We start from the raw sequence: 21,302 nt of genomic DNA, 5'->3' as shown, positions 1-21,302 counted from the left end.
GGTGACTGACCCGTCCGCGCGAACCGGCCGGACTACTTGGTGCCGAAGGAGTAGACGGTGGTGGAGCGGTAGGTCTCGCCAGGGCGGAGAACCGTGGACGGGAAGTTGGGGTGGTTGGGGGAGTCCGGGAAGTGCTGGGTCTCGAAGGCGAAGGCGTCGCCCTGGCGGTAGGACTTGTTGCCGATGCCCTGGAACGTGCCGTCGAGGAAGTTGCCGCTGTAGAACTGCGCGCCCGGCTCGGCGGTGTGCACGGTGACGGTGCGGCCGCCCTCGGGCTCCCAGAAGCGGGCGGCGAACCGCAGGCCGTCGCGGTCCGGCTTGCCGCCGAGCACGAAGTTGTGGTCGTAACCACGCCCGATCACCAGCTGCGGGTGGTCGTCCCGGATCCGCGCGCCGATCGCCGTCGGGCGGTTGAAGTCGAACGGCGTACCGGCCACCGGGGCGATCTCGCCGGTCGGGATCAGCCCTTCGTCCACCGGCGTGTACGACGGGGCGTTCAGCTGCAGGACGTGGCCGTCGATCGAGCCGCTGCCCTCACCGGCCAGGTTGAAGTAGACGTGGTTGGTCAGGTTCACCACCGTCGGCTTGCCGGCCACGGTCGCGTGGTAGTCGATGCGCAGGTCGTCCTGCTTGTTCAGCGTGTAGGTGACCGTGGTGGTCAGCTCGCCGGGAAAGCCCATCTCGCCGTCCGGGCTGACGTAGCTGAACGCGACGCCGACGGCCGACGGGGTCTGCACGACCTTGGCCTTCCACACCTTCTTGTCGAAACCGAGCGTGCCGCCGTGCAGGGCGTTCTCGCCGTTGTTGACCGGGATCTGGTAGCTGCGCCCGTCGAGAGTGAAGCGGCCCTTCGCGATCCGGTTGCCGTAGCGGCCGATCGTCGCACCGAAGTACGGGCTGAGGGCGGCGTAGTCGGGCAGGTTGTCGAAGCCCAGGCTGATGTTCTCGGTGCGGCCCCGGCGGTCCGGGGTCTCGACCCGCTGGATGGTGGCGCCCCAGGTCAGCATCGAGACGGTGACCCGTCCGTTGCCGAACGTGTAGACGTCGACGCCGACCCCTTCCGGGGTGGTACCGAACGGGTCCTTGCGGATGGACAGGCGGCCGTGGTGTGAACCCATGGACGCGACTGTAGTAGCCGTCGGCGCGGCGTCGGCCGGGCCGGTCAGCGCGCCGGCCGCGGCCGCTCCCAGGCCGAGCGCGCCGGCGGTGCGCAGAACGTGGCGACGAGGTAGGTGGTCAGGCATGGAGTCCCCTCCGTCGGTGGGCGGTTGGTCGGCGAGAGCGTTCTCACCCCGACCCGGGCACTGTAAGCACCGGCGTCCGGTGTTTGGAACAGTTCGTAACCGTTCGGATTCGTCCGATGACTGGACCGGTTCACGGTGTGAGCGGAGGAAGTGCCGGCCGGCCTGACCGGATCCGTCCGCCCCGGGTCTCGATGGTGCCTTTCGCGGGCGTCGGGCGACCGCCAGGCTGGAGCCATGACCCAGACAGCGCTGATCGTGATCGACGTGCAGGAGTCCTTCCGGGCCCGGCCGAACTGGCAGGCCGTGAACCATCCCGACATCGCCGACCGGGTCGGCCGGCTGGTCCGGGCCGCGCGGGACCGCGGCGACCTGGTCGTCTGGGTCCTGCACACCGAGCCCGGCACCGGCGGCGTCTTCGACCCGGCGAACGGGCACGTCCGCCTGATCGAGGGCCTGCAGCCGGCCGAGGGCGAGCCGGTGCTGACCAAAACCGCGCACAACGCCTTCACCACGACGAACCTTCAGCAGCTGCTCACCCAGCACGGCATCCGGGAACTGGTGATCAGCGGGATCCGGACCGAGCAGTGCTGCGAGACGACGGCCCGGATCGCCTTCGACCTCGGGTACGACGTCGTGTTCGTCACCGAGGCGACCGCGACCACCCCGCTGCCGCACTGGACCCTGCCGGCCGACGCGTCGCTGGAGGAGGTGCTGGCCGATCCGCGGACGCTGATGCCCGCCACGGTGGTCGAGCGCACGGAGTACGCGCTGGCCGGCCGGTTCGCCACCATACGGACGCTGGACGAGCAGGCCGGGCTGAGCCGGATGCCTGTGGCATCCTGACCAGATCATGCCCAAGGTCGCGTTCTTCCTCGTCCCCCGCCTGCACCTGCTCGACCTCGCCGGGCCGGCCCAGGTGTTCTCGACGGCGAACGATCTCGGCTACGCCTACGGGTTGTCCTACGTCGCCGAGTCCGAGGAGATCAGCACCGCCCAGGGCGTCGTACTGAAGGCGCAGCGGGACTGGCCGTCGCTCGGCCGGGACGACCTGATCGTCGTCCCGGGCTGGCGGTCGCCCCGGTTGTCGCCCCGGCCGCCCATCTCGGCCGGCACGCGTCAGGTCCTGCGCAGCCATCACGCGAACGGCGGGTCGGTCGCCAGCGTGTGCTCGGGGGCCGACGCGCTCGGAGCGGCCGGGCTGCTCGACGGGCGGCGGTACACCACACACCACGAGCTGACCGACGAGCTCGCCGCCCGGTACCCGCAGGGCAGCATCGTCCGCGACGTCCTGTACGTCGTGCACGACCGGGTGATCACCTCGGCCGGGATTGCCAGCGGCATCGACCTCGCACTGCACCTGGTCGCGGTCGAGCACGGCGCCGAGGCGGCCGCCCGGGTCGCGCGGGAGATGGTCGTCTACGCCCGCCGCAACGGCGACGAGTTGCAGGAGAGCGCGATGCTGCGGCACCGGGGCCATCTCAGCGACGTGGCGCACCGGGTCCAGGACGTGATCGACACCCGGTACGCCGAGCGGTTGCCGCTGGCCGAGCTGGCCCGCGCGGCCGGCGTCAGCGAGCGCACCCTCACCCGGGTCTTCACCACGGCGACCGGCCTGACACCCCTGCGCTACCAGCAGTTGCTGCGCCTGGAACGCGCCGAGCACCTGATCGGCCACGGCGCCACCGTCGAGGCCGCCGCCCGGCTGGTCGGTTTCGAGGACGCCCGGATGCTGCGCCGGCTCCGCGCGCGCGACCACTTCGCCACCTCGGCCTGAAACTCCTGGCCCTGCCCGACCGCACCGCGCCGGCCTCGACTGGGAGCGAGCCGGCGCAGGCGAAGGACGGGTGGGTCTAGGTCCACCCCTGCTGGGGTGTCACGTCTCCTGAGATTCCCCCCGCTGACTACCAGGCTCTAGGTGCAGCAGGCAGGGTGCCTCGGCGAAGACGGTGAAGGGCAGAACACATGAGCAGGCGATCGATGACCGTGCACGTCGCACGGTGGAGTGCAACCCATCCATGGCGGGCGATCGGCCTCTGGCTGCTGCTCGTCGGCGTCGCGGTCGGACTGATGATCGCGGTCCCCACCCAGAAGACCAAGGCGGCCGACACCTGGATCGGCCAGTCCGGCCAGGCGGCCGAACTGATCCAGCAGGCCGGCCTCGAGAACAAGCCCGGTGAGACCGTCCTGGTGACCGATCCGGACGGCCCGCTGGACCGCCGTGCGGCAACCACCGCACTGGCCCAGCTGAAGCAGAAGATGACCGCCCTCGACGCGGTCGACAACGTCGGCGACGCGGTGTGGGCGGAGAACGGCAAGGCAGTGCTGCTGCCGATCGAGCTCAAGGGCAGTGACGACGACGCGGCCGACAACGTCGACAAGCTGGTGGCGGCGACGGCCGAGGTGCAGCAGGCGCACCAGGGCCTGGCCATCCAGCAGACCGGCAGCCAGTCGCTCGACGCAGGCATCTGGAAGCAGGTCGGCAGCGATCTGGCCCGGGCCGAGAAGCTCAGCCTGCCGATCACCTTCGGCCTGATGCTGCTGGCGTTCGGTGCGCTGATCGCGGCCGGGATCCCGGTGCTGCTGGCGTTCTCCGCCGTCGGCGCGGCGCTCGGCTTCTACGCTCCGCTGTCCTACCTGTTCCCCGACGGCGGCTCGGTGGCGAACGTCGTCCTGCTGATCGGCATGGCGGTCGGCGTCGACTACTCGTTGTTCTACCTCAAGCGGGAACGTGAGGAACGCCGTCGCGGCCACGGCACGGTGGACGCCGTCGAGATCGCCGCGGCCACCTCGGGACACTCGGTGGTCGTCTCGGGCGTCGCGGTGATCGTCTCGATGGCCGGGCTGTACGTTGCGCAGGACCCGGTCTTCTCGTCGATGGCGACGGCAACGATCGTGGTCGTCGCGGTCGCGGTGCTCGGCTCGCTGACCGTGCTGCCGGCCCTGCTGGCGAAGCTGGGCCACCGGGTCGACCGCCCGCGCGTCCCGCTGCTGTGGCGGCTCAACCGGCGGATCGGTCCGGGCGGCATCAGCCGCCGGCTGCTCGCTCCGGTGCTGCGCTTCCCCAAGGCCGCGCTGCTGATCTCCGCCGTCGCGGTGATCGCGCTCGCCGTACCGGCGCTCGGCATGAAGACCGAACCCGGTGGTCTGAACACGCTGCCGCAGAGCATTCCCGAGGTGAAGACGATGCAGCAGCTGCAGGCGAACTTCCCGTCGCAGGGCATGGCGTACGAGGTGGTGGGGCGGACCGACGGCGGCAAGCCGCCGGTGGCGGCGCTGACCGAGCTGCAGCAGGCGGCCGTCGGCAGCGGGCAGTTCGTGGCCCCGCCGGGACAGCAGATCCGGACCGCGGGTGACACCGCGGTGCTCACCTTGGTGTCGGTCCGGCCGGACACCAACGAGGACGCCCGGGTCGCGCTCGAGCAGCTGCGCGGGTCGCTGGTGCCGAGCGCCTTCGCCACGGCGTCCGGGACCACCTGGGCCGTCGGCGGCGAGAACGCGGAGGGCGTCGACTCCGGGCAGAACCAGCGCGACAAGCTGCCGTACGTGATCGCGTTCGTGCTCGGGCTGACGCTGGTGATGATGGCCTTCACCTTCCGCAGCGTCGCGATCGCGCTGGTCACCACGCTGCTCAACCTCGCCTCGGTCGGTGCCTGCTTCGGCGCGCTGACGCTGGTCTTCCAGAACACCTGGGCCGAGGGACTGCTGGACTTCACCTCGCCGGGGTTCATCGTCTCGTGGATCCCGCTGTTCCTGTTCGTGATCCTGGTCGGGTTGTCGATGGACTACCACGTCTTCGTGCTCGGCCGGATCCGCGAGGCCGTGCAGGAGGGGCTCAGCCCGCGGGAGGCGGTCCGCAAGGGCATCACCGAGTCGGCCGGCGTGGTGACCAGCGCGGCGGCGGTGATGGTCTCGGTGTTCGCGGTCTTCGCCACGCTCGGCATGATGGAGATGAAGCAGATGGGCATCGGCCTGGCGGTCGCGGTGCTGATCGACGCGACCCTGGTCCGGATCGTGATCCTGCCGTCGATCCTGGTCCTGCTCGGCCGGAAGGCCTGGTGGCCGAACAAGCTGCCGGCCGCCCGGACGCCGCGGACCGAGGAGGAGCGCGAGCTGGCAGCGGTCTGACCCAGCAGCAGGCGAAGCTGTGGGCCCGGAGCAACCGCTCCGGGCCCACAGCGTTGCGTCACTTCAGCTTGTACGCCGCGGTGAGCTTGGCGATCGCCGTGCTCAGGTCACCGCTGAGGGCCAGGTGCTCGGCGTCGGAGGTGAGCTTCGACACCGCCTGGTCCAGGTCCTGCCCGATCGCGTCCTGCGCGATCCAGCGGGCCGCGCCGACCACCGCGTCGTCCTCGGCGAACCCGTCGACCCGGCTGCGCTGCAGGTACTTGCCGGTCTGACCGAGCGCGGCCAGCGCAATCGTTGCCTGCGGCCCGGACCAGTCCTTCGTCCGGAGCGCGACGTCGATCGAGACGGCCGCGAGCAGTACGTTCGGGTCCAGGAAACCCTTGCGCAGCAGCGCCACCTTGGCGTCGGCCAGCTTCTGCCGCGCGGCCGCCTGGGTGGTCAGCCCCCAGCCGTACGGGTACTGCGGGTCGTACGCCGCGTCGCCGACGTTGATCGGCTGCTGCGCCTCCGACTTCGGCCAGGTGACCGGGAGCCGCCCGCTGAACGGCTTCTTGCCGAACAGCACGTCCGCGACGCCCGCGCCCTCGGTGCCCGGCAGCCAGGAGGCCACCAGCGCGTCGATCTCGCCGAGCTGGTCCGCGACGACCTGCGGCCGGCCGGAGACCACCAGCACGACGCACTTCATCGCCGCGCACACCTTGTCGATCGAAGCCTTGTCGGCGTCGGTCAGCAGCAGGTCGTGCCCGTTGCCGACGTCACCGATTCCCTCGGCGTACGGGCGTTCGCCGACCACCACCACACCGACGTCGTGGCCGTCCAGCGGAGCCGACGCGTCCTGGCTGAACGTGGCCGTCGGCGCCACCTGCTTGATCCCGTCGAGGATCGTGGTGCCGGTGGTGGTCGCGCCGGAGCTGCCCTGCCAGCTGATGCTCCAGCCGCCGAGCTGGTTGCCCAGGTCGTTGGCGTTGCTGCCGGCCACGTACACCTTCGAGGTGCTTGCCAGTGGCAACACGTTGCCGTCGTTCTTCAGCAGCACCTGGGACTTGGCTGCCGCCTCCCGCCCGACGGCCCGGTGCTTGGCGCCGCCGATCTCGCTCAGCTTGCTGGTGTCGGCGTACGGCTGCTCGAACAGGCCGAGCCGGAACTTCTGCACCAGGATCCGGCGGACGGCGTCGTCGACGCGGGCCTGGCTGACCCGGCCGGCGGTGACCTCGTCGGTCAGGCCCTGGGTGAAGCCCTGGTAGTTCGTCGGCACCATGATCATGTCCAGGCCGGCGTTGACCGAGGTGCGGATGTCGCTGGGGTAGTCGCCCGGCAGCTGGTCGATCGCCTGCCAGTCGGAGATCACGAATCCGTCGAAGCCCATCCGGTCCTTGAGCACACCGTTGATCAGCTCGGCGTTGCCGTGCATCTTCACCGGGCCCTTCTCGTCGCCGATGACGTCCACCGACGAGTACGACGGCATCACGGTCCCCACGCCGAGATCGACCGACGTCTTGAACGGGTCCAGGTGGATCGCCTCCAGCTGCTGCCGGGTGACCTCGGTGACCCCCTGGTCGATCTTGTACGCACCCGTCGTCGACGAACCGTACGTCGTACCGCCGTCGCCGACGTAGTGTTTCGCCGAGGCCAGCACCTTGGTGTTCTGCTTGAGCTGGCTGCCGTCGGCCTTGCCCTGCATGCCGGTGATCACCGTCGACATCGCCTTGACCAGGGCCGGGTCCTCGCTGAAGCCCTCGTAGGTGCGGCCCCAGCGGTCGTCGCGCACCACGCACACGCACGGCGCGAAGTCCCACGGGATGCCGGTGGCGCGGACCTCGGTCGCGGTCACCTCGCCGGTCCGCCGGGACAGGTCCGGGTCACGGGTGGCGCCGATGCCGATGTTGTGCGGCAGGATCGTCGCGCCGATCACGTTGTTGTGCCCGTGCACCGCGTCGACGCCGTAGATCAGCGGGATCTGCAGCCGGGTCGCCTGCGCGTTCAGCTGGTACGTGTCGATCATCGCGGCCCAGCTGGCCGGCGTGTTCGGCGTCGGCACCGAGCCGCCGCCGGACAGCAGCGAGCCCAGCGCGTACGACGCGATGTCGGTCCGCGAGCGCAGCGCGTTGCGCTCGGCCTGGGTCATCTGGCCGACCTTCTCCGCCAGCGTCATCCGGCTGAGCAGGTCCTTGACCCGGGTCTTCACCGGGAGCTTGGCGTTCAGGTAGGGCAGGTCGTGCGCGTTGATCACAACCACCGGCTGGGTGGCCGGGGGTTTGGCGCCGGTGACCGTCAGCTCGAGCGGGATCGTCTCCGCGACCTCGGCGGACTTGTCCTTGCGGGTGACCACCTGGACGGTTCGGGACGCGCCGGACGGCGTACCGGCGGGGAAGGTGACGGCGCCGGACACCGGGTTGTAGTCGCCCGCGCTCGCCGTACCGGTGCCGGTGCGGTACTCGACCGTGACCGGCTCCTCCAGCGGTACGCCGCCGGTGGTGGCCAGGGAGACCTTGACCTGGGCGGTGCCGCCCTCCGTGACCGGGTAGACGCCGGCGTCGGTGACCACGCTCGCCTTGAGCGCCGGGTCGGCCTTGCCGTAGACCTCCACCTGGTCGATCTGGAACTCACCGGGAGATCCGGCCGGCAGTGTGAAGGCGTAGCCCCACATCTGGGTCAGGTTGAGGATCTGGTCGATGCCGCCGACCGGCTGGTAGTCGCCGCGGTAGGCGAAGTCGGTGAACGGGATCTCGACCAGGTGCCAGCCCTGCCAGTCGTCGGTGAAGCTGGTGTTCCACAGCTCCGACGCCTCGGCGTTCGCGCCGCCGTCCTTGATCTCGAAGAAGATCCGCTTGCCCGAGCCCGGCGGCAGCGGCGCGGTGTTCTGCCCGTACCACCAGAACCGGATGCCCTTGTGCACCGACCAGTTGCCCGGGTCGGTGTCGAAGGTGACGTCGTGGCTGAAGCCGCCCCAGCCGGAGATGTCGTACTTGCCGTGCAGCACCTTCTCCCCGGCCGGCGCGTCGGCCCGCGCCCGCAGTTCCATCGTCGGCTGGTCGTCGGCGTCACTGCCCCACCCGAAGATGCCCGGGTTCGGCGGCGCCGCGAACGGCTCCGCCCCCTCGAACGCGGCCAGCACCGTCGGCGCCGGATCATCGGCCGCCGCCTGCGAGGCGACCCCGAGCGGCAGCAACCCGGCGAGCACCGCCACCGCCGTGATCACCGCCGTCCGGCGTCGCGGCGTACGAACAACTGGCCACCTGGGCATGGGCGACTCCCTCACACTCCGCGCAGGCCTCACACCCACGTCGGGCCCGATGCTCAGCCCTGCCGAACCCCCGGTCAAGACCTCACCGGTTCCGGAACTAGAGCGCTCTCACACCGCAAGACGCGCTGCCCGCTCCGGTGCGCTGGGGTATGGCGAGGGGGCGAGGTGTGAACGACTCTCCGGTGAAGCGGTCGGAGGGTGGGAAAGCTCCCTAAGCTACCTGGCGTTGGGCCATGCGGGGGTCCAGCGGTGAGGGAAGGGGGCCGACCTATGGGCGGTGCCCGGGGGGAGTCGCGCGGTTTCTGGCTGTTGCTGACTGGTTACGGCGTGTCGTCGTACGGGAACTTCCTCAATCTCATCGCGCTGGGGTTGTTCAGCTACCACCTGACCGGGAGCTCGTGGGCGACCGGTGTGGTGATGGCGGTTCGGCTGGGGGCCGGGTTTCTGGCGGGGCTGGGCGCGGCGCGGGTGCTGGGGCGGATCGCGCGGCGGCCGTTGCTGATCGGCCTGGATCTGGTGCAGGCGGCGGGGATGGTGGCGCTGGTGGTGGCGCCGAGTCTGGCGATGCTGCTGCTGGTCGCGGTGGTGCTCGGGGTGGGCAACACGACGCTGGTCGTCGTACTGCGCAGTGGTGTGCCGGACCTGGTCGGTGAAGAGGCGCGCGGGCGGGCGAACGGGCGGCTGGTGACGGCGCGGTCGCTGGCGACGATCCTCGGGTTCGGCTCGGCGGGGGTGGTGATCGACCTCGGCGGGTACGACGCGGCGTTCCTGCTGAACGGTGGGTCGTTCCTGGTGTCCGCGCTGGCATTGTCGTTCGTCAGGTGGCCCAGTCCCGAGCGCAGAGCGCCAGGGGAAGCGAAGACCGCGGACCCGGTGTCGGCAGCAGGCAGCCCGGAGGCGGACGGCCTGACTCGGTGGCGGGCGGTGTGGCGAGTGCTGCCCGCGCTCGTGGTCGGCATGGTGGTGGTGCGCGGGCTCGACGCGTTGGCGTCGGCGGGGCACAACGTGGCGTTGCCGATCTTCGCGACCGGGGTGGCGCCGGAGAACCCGGCCGCGGTGATGACCCAGTTCATGACGGCCTGGGCGATCGGCAGTCTGTGCGCGCACCAGCTCGTCTCCCGGCTGGTGACGACGATCGACCACCGGGTGTTCGCGGTCGCCACCTGCGTGATGTCGGCGTCGTTCGTGCTCGCGTTCACCGGGCTGCCCACCGGCTGGCTGATCGCTGTCTCGCTGCTGGCGGGAATCGCCGACGGGGTTTCCGAGATCGGCTACGTCTCCACCCTGCAGGCGCTGCCGGCCGCGCAGCGCACCCGGGTTTTCGGCCTGTCCGCGAGCGTCGAGAACTCGGCGTTCGGCGGCGGCATGGTGCTCAGCGCGGGACTGCTCGACGTCCTGCCGGTGCTGGCGGTGGTTGGTGGACTGCACGGGGTCGCGGTGGCCGGCGTACTGGCCTTTCTGTTGCTCTCACAGAGGAGAACACCCGATGGCGAACTCGTCGCTCACCCGCGGCTCGCAGCTGATCCTGACCGGAGCTGACCCTGCCGACGCCGTGCAGGCCCTCACCCGGGCCGCCACGGAATTCCCGGCGGCGGGCGTACGGACCCCCGCCGGCCTGCTCACGTACGCCGACCTGCTCGACCGCGCCCGACGGATCCTGACCGGTCTCCGCGCCACCGGGTTGTCCAGCGGGGATCCGGTGATCGTGCAAGGCCTGTCCCTGGACGACTTCTTCCCGGCGTTCTGGGCCTGCTTGCTCGGTGGCATCCAGCCGGCCGTGATCAGCGAGCAGGTGTCGCCGGGTTCTCCGGTGCTCGACCGGCTCCGCCACACCTGGGCGCTGCTGGACACCCCGCCAGTACTGACCGACCGCACCGGAGCCGTCGTACTGGCGGACCGTGGCTTCCAGCCCGCGGTCGTCGACGAGCTCCAGCAGTCGCTGCCCGCCGACGAGTTGCACCGGCCGGATCCGGCCGAGGTGGCGCTGCTGATGCTCTCGTCCGGCAGCACCGGCGCACCGAAGGCCGCGGCGCTCACCCATCGGGGGCTGGCCGAGTTCGCCGCCGGATCGCGTCGGGTGCTGGACGTGCGACCTGGCGAGACGATGCTCAACTGGTTGCCCGTCGACCACAGCGGCGCGCTGCTGCTGTACCACGTCCTGCCGGTGTTCACCGGGTCGACCAACGTGCACCTACCGACCGCCGACGTGCTGGCGAATCCCTCGCTCTGGTTGGAGAAAGCGGCCCAGTACGGCGTCGCGCACGCGTGGTCGCCGACGTTCGGGCTGCAGCTCGCGGCCGATGCGTTCGCGGCGCGGCAGGACCTCGAGCTGGACCTCAGCTGTGTCCGCTCGGTGGTGTCCGGGGGTGAGCAGATCGTGCTGCCGGTGGTCGACCGGTTCTTCGCCGCGACCGCTCGCGCCGGCCTGGGTCGGGAGCGCTTCCGGCCGGCCTGGGGCATGGCCGAGACGGCTACCGCGATCACGATCGGCGCCTTGACCTCCCAGGGCGGCGTGCTCCGGGTGCTGAAGTCGTCGCTGGCCGGTGACCTGGTGCTCGCCGAACCGTCGGTGCCGGACGCCGACTGTACGACGTTCGTCGCGGTCGGCCCGCCGGCTCCCGGGGCGACGGTGCGGGTGGTCGACGACAACGACGAGGTCCTGCCCGAGCTGCGGATCGGCCGGCTGCAGGTCCGGTCGGCACGCATCACCGCCGGCTACCTGAACAACCCGTCGGCCACTGCGGCCGCGTTGCCCGACGGTGAGTGGTTGCGAACCGGCGACCTCGCGTTCGTGGCCGACGGGCAGGTGGTGATCACCGGCCGGGAAGGCGACAGTGTCGTGCTGAACGGCCACACCGTCTTCTGCCACGAGATCGAGGAGGTCGTCGGCGGGGTCGACGGGTTGAGCCTGCGCGGCGTCGGCGTCTGCGGCGTACCGAACCCGGGGACGGGGACGGAGGACCTGGTTGTCTTCGTCGACGACGCCGGTACGCCGGGGGAGGTGGAGCCGGCGATCCGGGCGGCGCTCTTCCGGCGGTTGCGGCTGACTGCTGCCGAGATCGTTCGGGTTCCGGCTGGGGAGTTCCCTCGCACGGCGAGCGGCAAGGTTCGCCGTACGGAGTTGCGGGCGCGGTACCAGGCCGGCCGGTACTCCCGGGATTCGGCGGCGAGCCAGGGCGGACGGTCGGCCGGCGAGGACCGGATGGCCCCGTCCGTCGGGGAGGTCGGGGCGGTGGTGCGGCGACTGGTGGCGGAGCTGGCGGGGCAGCCGGTCGCGGTCGACGCGCCGTTCTACGAGGTGGGGTTGAGCTCGATCAAGCTGGCGCGCCTCCGCGCGGGTTTGACCGAGCAGCTCGGGATCGACGTGCCGGCGACCACGCCGTTCGAGCACCCGACGGTGGATGCGCTGACTCACTGGCTCACCGAGCAGCTCGCCGCCTCGGGTCCGGCGCAGGTGGAACCAGACGGCCGAGCGGACGAGGCCGGGCGGCGGGTGGTGGATCGGCGGGTGGCAGTGGTCGGAATGGCTGCTCGGTTCCCCGGGGCTCGGACGGTGGAGGAGTTCTGGGCGAACTTGTGGGGCGGGGTGGACAGTGTGTCGACGTTCGCCGCGGCGGGCGGGCCGGATCACGTGCCGGTCGGCGGGGTGCTCGAGGACGCGGAGACCTTCGACGCGGAGTTCTTCGGCATGTCGCCGAAGGAGGCGGCGCTGACCGACGCGGCGCACCGGCAGTTCCTGGAGGTCGCGCACGAGGTGCTGGAGAACGGCGGTTACCCGTCCGCCGAACCCGGCGTCCGCATCGGGGTCTACGCGGGTACGGGGATGAACCTCTACGGCCACCAGGACCAGCCGGCCGGCGCGGCCGCCGCCGACATCCCGACGGCGATGCAGGCGACGATCGGCGCCACCGCGGACTTCCTCGCCACCCGCGTCGCGTACCGGCTCGGGCTGACCGGACCGGCGATCGGGGTCCAGACGGCGTGCTCCACCTCGCTGGTCGCGGTCCACCTCGCCGTGCAGGCGTTGCTGGACGACGACGCGGATCTCGCCGTCGCCGGGGCCGCGGCCGTCCGGCTGCCGCAGGATGCCGGGTACCGGCACGTACCGGGGTCGATCCTGTCGCCGACCGGGCGCTGTCGCCCGTTCGACGCCGCCGCGGACGGCACGGTCGGCGGCAACGGCGTCGCCGCGGTGCTGCTCAAGCGGCTCGACCGCGCGCTGGCCGACGGCGACACCGTGCACGCCGTGATTCTCGGCAGCGCGGTCAACAACGACGGGACCAGCAAGGTCGGGTTCACCGCGCCGAGCGTCTCCGGCCAGGTCGACGTCGTACGCCGGGCGCTGGAGCGGGCCGGCGTCGGCGCCGACACCATCTCGTACGTCGAGGCGCACGGCACTGGTACGGCTCTGGGGGACCCGGTGGAGTTCGAGGCGTTGTCCCGGGTGTTCGGCGCGGGACAGCGGACGGCGAAGTGCGGCCTGGGGTCGGTGAAGGCCAACGTCGGGCACCTGGACTCGTGCGCGGGCCTGGCCGGGCTGATCAAAACGATCCTGATGCTGCAGCACGGCCGGTTGGTGCCGACGCTCAACCTGACCCAGCCGCACCCTGATCTGCGGGTCGAGCGCAGCCCCTTCGAACTGATCACGGCTTCCGGCCCTTGGCGGACCGACGGCGTCCCGCGGCGGGCGGGCGTCAGCGCCCTCGGTGTCGGCGGGACCAACGCCCACATCGTGCTCGAACAGCCGCCGCTGGAGTCGGGACGGGACGAGACGCCGGTGCCGCAGGCAACCGATGGACAGACGAATGGCTTCCACCCCGTGGTGGTGCCGGTCTCGGCGCAGTCGGTGGAGGCTTTGGGGGAGTTGAGTGCGTCGTTGCGGGCGTACCTGGCGGCTCGTCCTGAGGTGGCGGTGGCCGATGTCGCGACCACGATGGGAGTCGGGCGGCGGCATCACGCTTGTCGCCGGGCCGTTGTCGGCGCCGAGGTGGGCGAGGTGGTGGCCGCCCTGGGCGAGGACCCGGGAGAGGTGGTGACGGGGCCGTTGACGTTCGCGTACTCCGGCCAGGGCAGTGCGTACTCCGGGATGTCGGAGTGGATGTACCGAACGTTCCGGCCGGCCCGGGAGGTGTTCGACGAGATCGAGCGGGTGCTGGGCGTCCCCGTGCTGGAGGGCGAAGGGGAGCTCGGGCAGGTCGCGCTGTTCGCGCATCAGGCGGCGTGGACGGAGGTCTGGCGCGGACTCGGGGTGGTGCCGGACTTCGTTGTGGGGCACAGCTTGGGGGAGTACGCGGCGCTGCACGCGGCGGGGGTTCTGTCGTTGACGGATGGGGCGTTGCTGACGGCTCGGCGGGGGGAGCTGATGCAGGCCGGGATGGAACCGGGCGTGATGGTTGCCGTCGGCGCGGAGCTGGCGGAGGCGGAGCAGATCGCCGCCGAGTGCGGAGTGGAGGTTGCCGCGGTCAACGGTCGCGATCGGGTGGTGCTGTCGGGTGCGGAGGACGCGATGGCGCGAGCGGTCGGCGTACTGGATGGTCGCGGGGTGTCGTGGCGGCGGATGGGAGTGGAGCGCGCGTTTCACTCGGTGATGGTGGAGCCGGTACTGGGGGAGTTGCGGGCGTTTGCGGAGAAGGTGGCGTTCCGGCCGCCGCGGGTGCCGGTTTTCCGTGGGACGGACGGGGCGGTGCTGTCCGGTGTCGATGGGCGGTACTTGGTCGAGCACGCGCGTCGAGCGGTGCGCTTCGACCTGTTGATGCGGGCCGTGCGGGAGCGGGGCGGGAATCGGTTCCTGGACGTGGGTCCGGATGCGGTGCTGAGCGGTCTCGGGCGGAGGGCGTTGCCGGGGAGCGCGTGGGTGGCGAGTCAGCGGAAGGGGGCGGAGGACCAGTTCGCGCAGACGCTGGCGGCGCTGTACCGCGCCGGCGCCGACATCAACTGGTCGATGGTGTCCACCGGACGCCGCATCCCGCTGCCGGGCCATCCACTGGCCAGGCGTCGGTACGACCGACCGAGCACGCCGACGGTGCCGCCGCAGACGGCAGTGCCACCGCAACCAACCGTGCCGGCCAGAACACCCGAGCCGATGCGTGCGACCGAGCCGATGCAAGGGGTGGAGCAGATGCAGGTGCAGTCTGTCGGGGCGGAGCGGGCAGCGGTGCTGCAGCAAGTGAGGCAGTTGGTGGCGCCGTCGTTGGGGATGGAGCCGGACGCCGTTCCGGCTGAGGCCACCTTCCTCAGTCTCGGCGCGGACTCGCTCTCGCTGATGCGCCTCGTCGGTGACCTCGATGAGGTCTTCGGCGTCAAGATCCCCGTCCGCCGCCTCTTCGACGACGCGGACACCCCGAACAGACTCGTCGACCTCCTCAGCCCATCCGCCGCTGTAGTCCCTCAACCACTGCAGCAGGAGTCGCAGCCCGTCCAGCTGCAGGAGGCACCTGCGGCCCAGGCGGTCGATGACGGAGGCCGGCGCGAACTGGTGGACCGCCAACTACGGCTCGCCGAACGCATGGTCGACCGAGTCACCGACCTGATGTCAGAACAACTCGCCTTCCTGAATGGCGCTTCTCCGACAACCCAGCAGGCGTCAACGCCGATGGTCGACAGCAGCACCGCGCCGCCGGCCACCGTGACCCACCCAGAAGCGCCGCCCCAACCCACGCCCGCCCGCCGCAACTCGCCCCATCGCCGCACCGGCTGCGACTTCAGCCTGTACTTCTTCGGCGACTACCCCGACCACGCGGCGCAGGACAAGTACGGCCTGATTCTCAAGGCGACCGAGTACGCGGACGCCCACGGGTTCCACGCTGTCTGGTTGCCGGAGCGGCACTTCCACTCGTTCGGGGCGTTGTTCCCGAATCCGTCCGTGCTGGCCGCGGCCCTCGCGACCAGGACCCAGAGGATCAGGCTGCACGCCGGCTCCGTGGTGCTGCCGTTGCACCATCCGATCCGCGTGGCCGAGGAGTGGTCGGTGGTGGACAACCTGTCCGGTGGCCGGGCGGGGATGTGCGTCGCAAGTGGCTGGCACGCGCGGGACTTCGTGTTCGCGCCGGACAGCTACGGCCGGCACCGCGAGGAGCTGTACGAGCACCTCGACACCGTGCGCAGGTTGTGGGCCGGCGAGGCGATCACCGCGACCGCGGGCAACGGCGAATCGACCGAGGTCCGCCTGCACCCCCGTCCGCTGCAGGACCAGCCGCCGCTGTACGCCGCGGTCGTCGGCAACCCCGAGTCGTACAAACTTGCCGCCCGCAACGACATCGGCGTGGTCACCAACCTGATGGCTCAGTCGGTCGAGGACCTGGCGGCCAACATCGCGCTTTACCGGTCCACTCGCGCCGAGCACGGCCTCGACCCTGACGCGGGCCGGGTCGTCGTGCTGCTGCACACCTACGTCGGCGACGACCTGGAGGCGGTCCGCGCCGCGGCGTACCGGCCGTTCTGCGACTATCTGCGGTCTTCGTTGTCGTTGTTCGGGCAGGTGACCAACAGCCTCGGGTTCCAGATCGACCTGGACAAGACGCCGGCCGACGACGTCGACTTCCTGCTGGGCCAGGCGTACCAGCGGTACTGCGAGTCCCGGGCCCTGATCGGTACGCCCGACAGCTGCGCCACGATCGTCGATGCCCTGCTGGCAGCCGGTGCGGACGAGATCGCCTGCTTCGTCGACTTCGGAGTGGCACCTGAGCAGGTGATGCAGAGTCTGACCGCGGTGGACGCTCTGCGGGCCGAGTACGACGGTGCCGCACCCCCACGTCACGAGGGACGGGAGTTGACGCCGCCGGAGCGGCGGATCTGGTTCCTGGAGCAGCTGAATCCCGGCACGAACAGGTACCACGAGCCGAAGGCGATCGAGCTGCGCGGACCGCTGGATCCGGTCGCGCTGCGGGGTGCGCTGCAGAAGGTGGCCGACCGGCATCCTGCGTTGCGGACGACGTTCAGGGAGATCGACGGGGAGCCGCGCGCGTTCGTCGGCGCTACGGCGCCGATCGACTGTCCGATGGTCGATGCTGAGGGCAAAGACCTGTCATCCGTACTGCGGGACGTGCGGCTGGGCGAGCTCGATCCCGCGACCGGTCCGCTGGTCCGTGCGCAGCTGGTGCGCTTCTCCGAGCGGCATCACGTTCTGCTGCTGGTTGCTCATCACATCGTCTTCGACTCGGCCTCGACGCCCGTGCTCGCCCGCGATCTCGGCGCCTACTACCGGTCTTGGCCGGACGACCCGGACCTCCCAGCCGCCACGGACGGTCTCCACCTGCCGGCCGGCGGCGACCAGGAGCCGGCGGCGCTCGAGGCGAGGAAGAAGGGCGATCTCGATTTCTGGGTCGAGCACTTGTCCGGTGCGCCCGAGTTGCAGCTGCCGGCCGATCGGCCTCGACCTCCGCGGCGCAGCGGTGCGGGCAGCTCACTGACCCACGACCTGGACCGCCGCCTGACCGAGCAGCTCACCGCTTTCGCCGGCCGGACCGGGGTCACCGTCTTCAGTACGCTGCTCGCCGGACTGTCCGTCGTCCTGTCCAGGTTCAGCGGTCAGCGCGACTTCGTTCTCGGCACCGGCGTCTCGGGCCGCGGCAAGCACGCCGGCGACGCGATCGGCATGTTCGTCGACACGCTGCCGCTGCGGGTCCGGATTCCCGCGACCGCCGCGTTCGCCGACGTCACCCGCGACCTCGGCCTCGCGCTGATGGACGCCGTCGACCACCGCGACCTGCCGTTCGAGGACATCGTCGCGGCGCTCAACCCGGAGCGGTCCGCCGGCCGCAACCCCTTGTTCGGCGTCGCGGTCGAGTTCGAGAGCGGCAGTGAGCAGATCTCGTTCGCGCCGCCCACGGTCTCGGCGACTCTGCTCGACCTGCCGAGCGAGCGCGCTCCACTCGACCTCGTGCTCTACCTGACGTACCGGCCCGACGGTGTCCAGTGCGTCGTGGAGTACGACACCGACCTGTACGACGAGTCCACGATCCAGCGCCTGCTGGACTACCTGGGAACCACTCTCGACCTCGCCACTGCCAGTACGCCGGTCGCTGTCCCGGACCTCGCCGTCCTCACCGAGCAGGACAGCCGGCTGCTCGCCCAACTGGAAGGCCGACCGGCCGAGGAGTCGACGCTCTGCCTGCACGAACTGTTCGAGCGTCAGGTCGACCAGCACCCGGAGGCGCTCGCTCTCACCGGCGCGTACGGCGATACGACGTACGCCGAGCTCGACCGGCAGGCCAACCGGATCGCTGCCGAACTGCTCACCCGCGGAGTCCGTCGCGGTGAGCTGGTCGCGCTGTGCCTGCCACGGGGTCCGCAGCAGATCGCGGCGCTGCTGGGCGTGCTCAAGTCCGGCTATGCCTATCTGCCCCTCGATCCGACCGTGCCGGTCGAGCGACTCCGCCTTGTCGTGGACGACGCCGACGCGGCCCTGGTGGTGACTGCCGAGGGGATGCCCGACCTCGGTGACCGCCCGCGGTTGCGCATCGACGACCTCGACGCGGGCCCGGTCGACCGGCCGCGAACAGACGTCACCCCGGACGATCTGGCCTACTGCATCTACACCTCCGGCTCGACCGGCACTCCGAAGGGCGTCTTGGTCCCGCACCGCGGCACGGTCAACCACGTCCTCCAGTACGTCGCTGCCCACCCGCCGACCCGGTTGTTGCAGTGGGCAACTCCCACGTTCGACGGCAGCGTGCACGAAGTCTTCACGACGCTCGCCGCAGGCCAAACCCTGGTACTGATCGACGACGCGTCCCGGTACGACGTCGAGGCGCTCGCCGCGACCATCGACAGGTACCAGGTGCAGCGGATCGTGATGCCCTACAGCGCGGTGCACTCGCTGCTCGCGACCAAGCCGTCGCTGCCGTCGTTGCGGGAGATCCTCACCGCCGGTGAGACAGTCAGGCTGACCGCTGCGGACCTCGAGTTCCTCGCCGCACACCCGAACTGCGTTCTCTACAACGGCTACGGTCCCACCGAGGCGTCCATCGGCGTGACCGAGCACCGGGTCGAGCCGGGCGAGATCGCTCCGCCGGTCGGCCGGCCGATTCCCGGCGTACGGCTTCGGTTGCTCGACGCGGAGCGGCGGCCGGTCCCGATGGGTGCTGTCGGTGAGATCTGTGTCGAGGGTGTGTGCGTGACGGACGGCTACCTGAACAGGTCTGCGGAGACCGCGGCCGCGTTCTTCGCGCCGAACAGCTACGCCACCGGGGACCTCGGGCGTTGGCGGGCGGACGGGGGGCTGGAGTTCCACGGCCGCCGCGACGAGCAGGTGAAGATTCGCGGTGCCCGGATCGAGCCGGGGGAGGTCCGGGCTGCGGTGCTCGATCACCCGCTGGTCACCGACGCCGCAGTGCTGGCCGTCGACGGTGAACTGGTCGGATATGTGGTAGGGACGGTGGGCGGGGACGAGCTCACCGACCACCTGTCGGCACAGCTGCCGCAGTACCTGGTGCCGCGACGGTGGGTCCGGCTGGACCGGTTGCCATTGGCAAGTACCGGCAAGCTGGACCGGGCGGCGTTGCCGGCGCCCGAGAATGCGCGGGGGAGCGCAACACCGAGTACGGCGATGGAACACACGCTGCACGAGGTGTGGTGCAAGGTGCTCGGGGTCACGGCCGTCGGTGTCGACGACTCGTTCTTCGCGCTCGGCGGGCACTCGCTGCTGGCTGTGCGGCTGCTCAACCTGGTGCGTGAGACGGCCGGCGTGGAGCTCACCCTGACCGAGTTCTTCCGTGCCCCCACCCTCCGCGCCGTCGCGGCCAAGGCGCAAGGTGACGTGGTGGTGGAGACCGCGCCGCTGACCTTCGCTCAGCGGCGGGTGCTGGGGCGTCATCGGAGCCGGCGAGACGCGTCGGTCTACAACGGCATCACCCGTGTCGACGTCACCGGCGACCTCAACCCCGCAACCCTGCAAGCAGCGCTGCGGACGCTGGCAAACCGTCACACTGCCCTGCGGACGAGAATCGCTGCCGACCGCCAGGAGGTTTTCGCCGCTGTCCCGATCACCCTCCCCGTGCACGAACTGCCCGACGACGAGTCGCAGATCCAGGCCTGGTGCGTGGCGGCCGCCCAGCCGGCGATGGATCCAGCGCAGGCACCGCTGTGGCGAGTTTGCCTCGGCCGGGTGTCGGCGGAGCACTGGGTGCTGGTCGTCGTCGTCCATCACCTGATCTACGACGGCTGGTCCGCACGGCTCTTCTGGCAGGAGCTGTCCGCCCTGTACACCGGTGCCGAGCTCGCCCCGCCGACCGCCCAGCTCACGGACTACGCCCGCTGGGAGCGCGACACCCTCACCGGGGAGACCAGGACACAGCTGGAGGCGTTCTGGCGCAACGAGCTGGCCGGCGCGTCGCTCCGCCCGAACCTGCCGGTCGACCACCCGCGCCCCGACGTCCTGTCCGGCGACGGAGCCACGCACCATGTCGACCTGCCCCACGAACTGGCCGCCCGCCTCAGAGCACGAGCCGCAGAAGCGGGCACCACGCCGTACGTCGTGATCGCGGCCGCCTTCGCACGCTGGCTCGGGGATCTCTGCGGGGAGGACCAGGTGATCCTGCCCGCGTCCAGCGCACGCCGCAGCCGTCCCGAGCACGACGGCATCATCGGCTACCTCGGCGAAGCAGTCCTGGTCCGGGTCAGGCTCGACGCCCCGGACCTGCTCGGCGAGACGGCCGGCGCCCTGTACGCGGCGTTGGACCACGAGGCGCTGCCGCTCGCTGAGGTGGTCCGCACGGCGCTCCCGGACCAGGCCGACCTGCCGTACCCGGCGGTCCTGTTCACCGTGATCACCACCCCGGGAGCAACGCTGACGCTGCCGTCGGGGGAGTTCCGGACGCGCGGGTTCAGCGTGCCGGGCCAGGCCCGGACCGAGCTCTACGTCGTGTTCACGGTCACCGAGGAGGCGTTCACGCTCGACATCGAGTACTCCACCGACCTTTTCACTTCCACCACGATCGCGGAGTGGGCCATGAGCCTGGTCACCGCGCTGACCGGTCCATGACCTGACGCAGCGGGGCGACGGCCAGCACCTCGGGACGCATGTGCGGACGAGGGCCGTCGACGAGCCGGAAGCGCACGACTTCAGCGGTGTCGACGGTGACCTGGCCGAAGGTGCGGTGGCGACGTGCGGCGACCCAGTCGATCAGAGCGGCTGGGTCGGGGATCGTGGTGGTGAAATGCAGCAGGTTGACGTACCAGATGTCGCGGCGGAAGTAGTGGTCCCGCTCGTACCACGCGTCGGCGCCGAGCTCCTCGGCGTACAGGTCCATGAAGCGGTCGGCCTGGTCGTCGAGGGGGCGGGCGCAGGCCATCACCGTGCCTTGGGTGAGCGTCAGGCCGGTCAGCTCGAAGGTCAGGGCGCCGATCTGAGCGGAGGTCCGGCGGAGCGCGCTCGCGTACCGCTGGATCACCGGCTCGTTGACGGCGACCGCCGCGCGGTACTTCTCCAGCGCCCGGATGGTGAAGTGCGCCGATCCCCGCTGCCCGGTTTGCCAGTGCCCCGCCGGCCCGGATCCGGTCTGCCTGTCCGCGGTCGGTGCGAGGCCGGTCCGCGGTCCAGCGACCTCGGCGGCCTCGGCGGTCAGCTCGTCGAGCCGGCGGCTGATCGGGCTGTCCAGCGGCGGACGGAAGACCGTGCTGACCGGCCAGCGCCCGCCCTCCACCGGCGGGGCGTCGCACGTGTGCCGGCCGGCCATGACCAGCGGTGCCGC

General features: G+C 70.8%; 8 protein-coding genes. 5 read left to right on the top strand and 3 right to left on the bottom strand.

Features of this window, described 5'->3' with window-relative positions; translation table 11 throughout:
• Positions 1–32: 32 nt before the first annotated feature.
• Positions 33–1,244, bottom strand: a complete 1,212-nt coding sequence (locus KFLA_RS31500; protein ID WP_012923896.1) for an aldose epimerase family protein — start codon at positions 1,242–1,244, stop codon at positions 33–35.
• 234 nt (positions 1,245–1,478) lie between these two features.
• Between KFLA_RS31500 and KFLA_RS31495 the strand changes: the two genes are divergently transcribed.
• The 3 genes from KFLA_RS31495 (at position 1,479) to KFLA_RS31485 (ending at position 5,369) form a co-directional block, all read left to right on the top strand.
• Positions 1,479–2,087, top strand: coding sequence for a cysteine hydrolase family protein (locus KFLA_RS31495; protein ID WP_012923895.1), 609 nt, complete (start codon positions 1,479–1,481; stop codon positions 2,085–2,087).
• Between the two features lie 7 nt (positions 2,088–2,094).
• A complete protein-coding gene (locus KFLA_RS31490) occupies positions 2,095–3,018 on the top strand; it encodes a GlxA family transcriptional regulator (RefSeq protein WP_012923894.1) in 924 nt (307 codons plus the stop codon).
• 188 nt (positions 3,019–3,206) lie between these two features.
• A complete protein-coding gene (locus tag KFLA_RS31485) occupies positions 3,207–5,369 on the top strand; it encodes an MMPL family transporter (RefSeq protein ID WP_012923893.1) in 2,163 nt (720 codons plus the stop codon).
• Positions 5,370–5,427: 58 nt separating this feature from the next.
• On the opposite strand, the gene KFLA_RS31480 is transcribed toward KFLA_RS31485, so the two are convergent.
• Entirely contained in the window at positions 5,428–8,613 is a 3,186-nt protein-coding gene (locus tag KFLA_RS31480; RefSeq protein WP_041289567.1) for a glycoside hydrolase family 3 N-terminal domain-containing protein, read from the bottom strand.
• A gap of 270 nt (positions 8,614–8,883) precedes the next feature.
• Here KFLA_RS31480 and KFLA_RS31475 point away from each other — a divergent pair, with 270 nt between their 5' ends.
• Positions 8,884–10,152 (top strand): MFS transporter, encoded by a 1,269-nt coding sequence (locus KFLA_RS31475; RefSeq protein WP_012923891.1) that lies wholly within the window; start codon positions 8,884–8,886, stop codon positions 10,150–10,152.
• Positions 10,100–20,593, top strand: a complete 10,494-nt coding sequence (locus KFLA_RS31470; RefSeq protein WP_012923890.1) for a hybrid non-ribosomal peptide synthetase/type I polyketide synthase — start codon at positions 10,100–10,102, stop codon at positions 20,591–20,593. Before KFLA_RS31475 ends, KFLA_RS31470 begins: the two co-directional genes overlap by 53 nt.
• Here the strand turns inward: KFLA_RS31470 and KFLA_RS36075 are convergent.
• Positions 20,571–21,287 (bottom strand): hypothetical protein, encoded by a 717-nt coding sequence (locus KFLA_RS36075; protein ID WP_012923889.1) that lies wholly within the window; start codon positions 21,285–21,287, stop codon positions 20,571–20,573. The genes KFLA_RS31470 and KFLA_RS36075 overlap by 23 nt on opposite strands.
• Positions 21,288–21,302 lie beyond the last annotated feature (15 nt).

The organism is Kribbella flavida DSM 17836 (genome assembly GCF_000024345.1).
GTDB lineage: Bacteria > Actinomycetota > Actinomycetes > Propionibacteriales > Kribbellaceae > Kribbella > Kribbella flavida.
The sequence above is the reverse complement of the archived record's forward strand: the minus strand, read 5'-3'. Positions and strand labels throughout refer to the sequence as shown.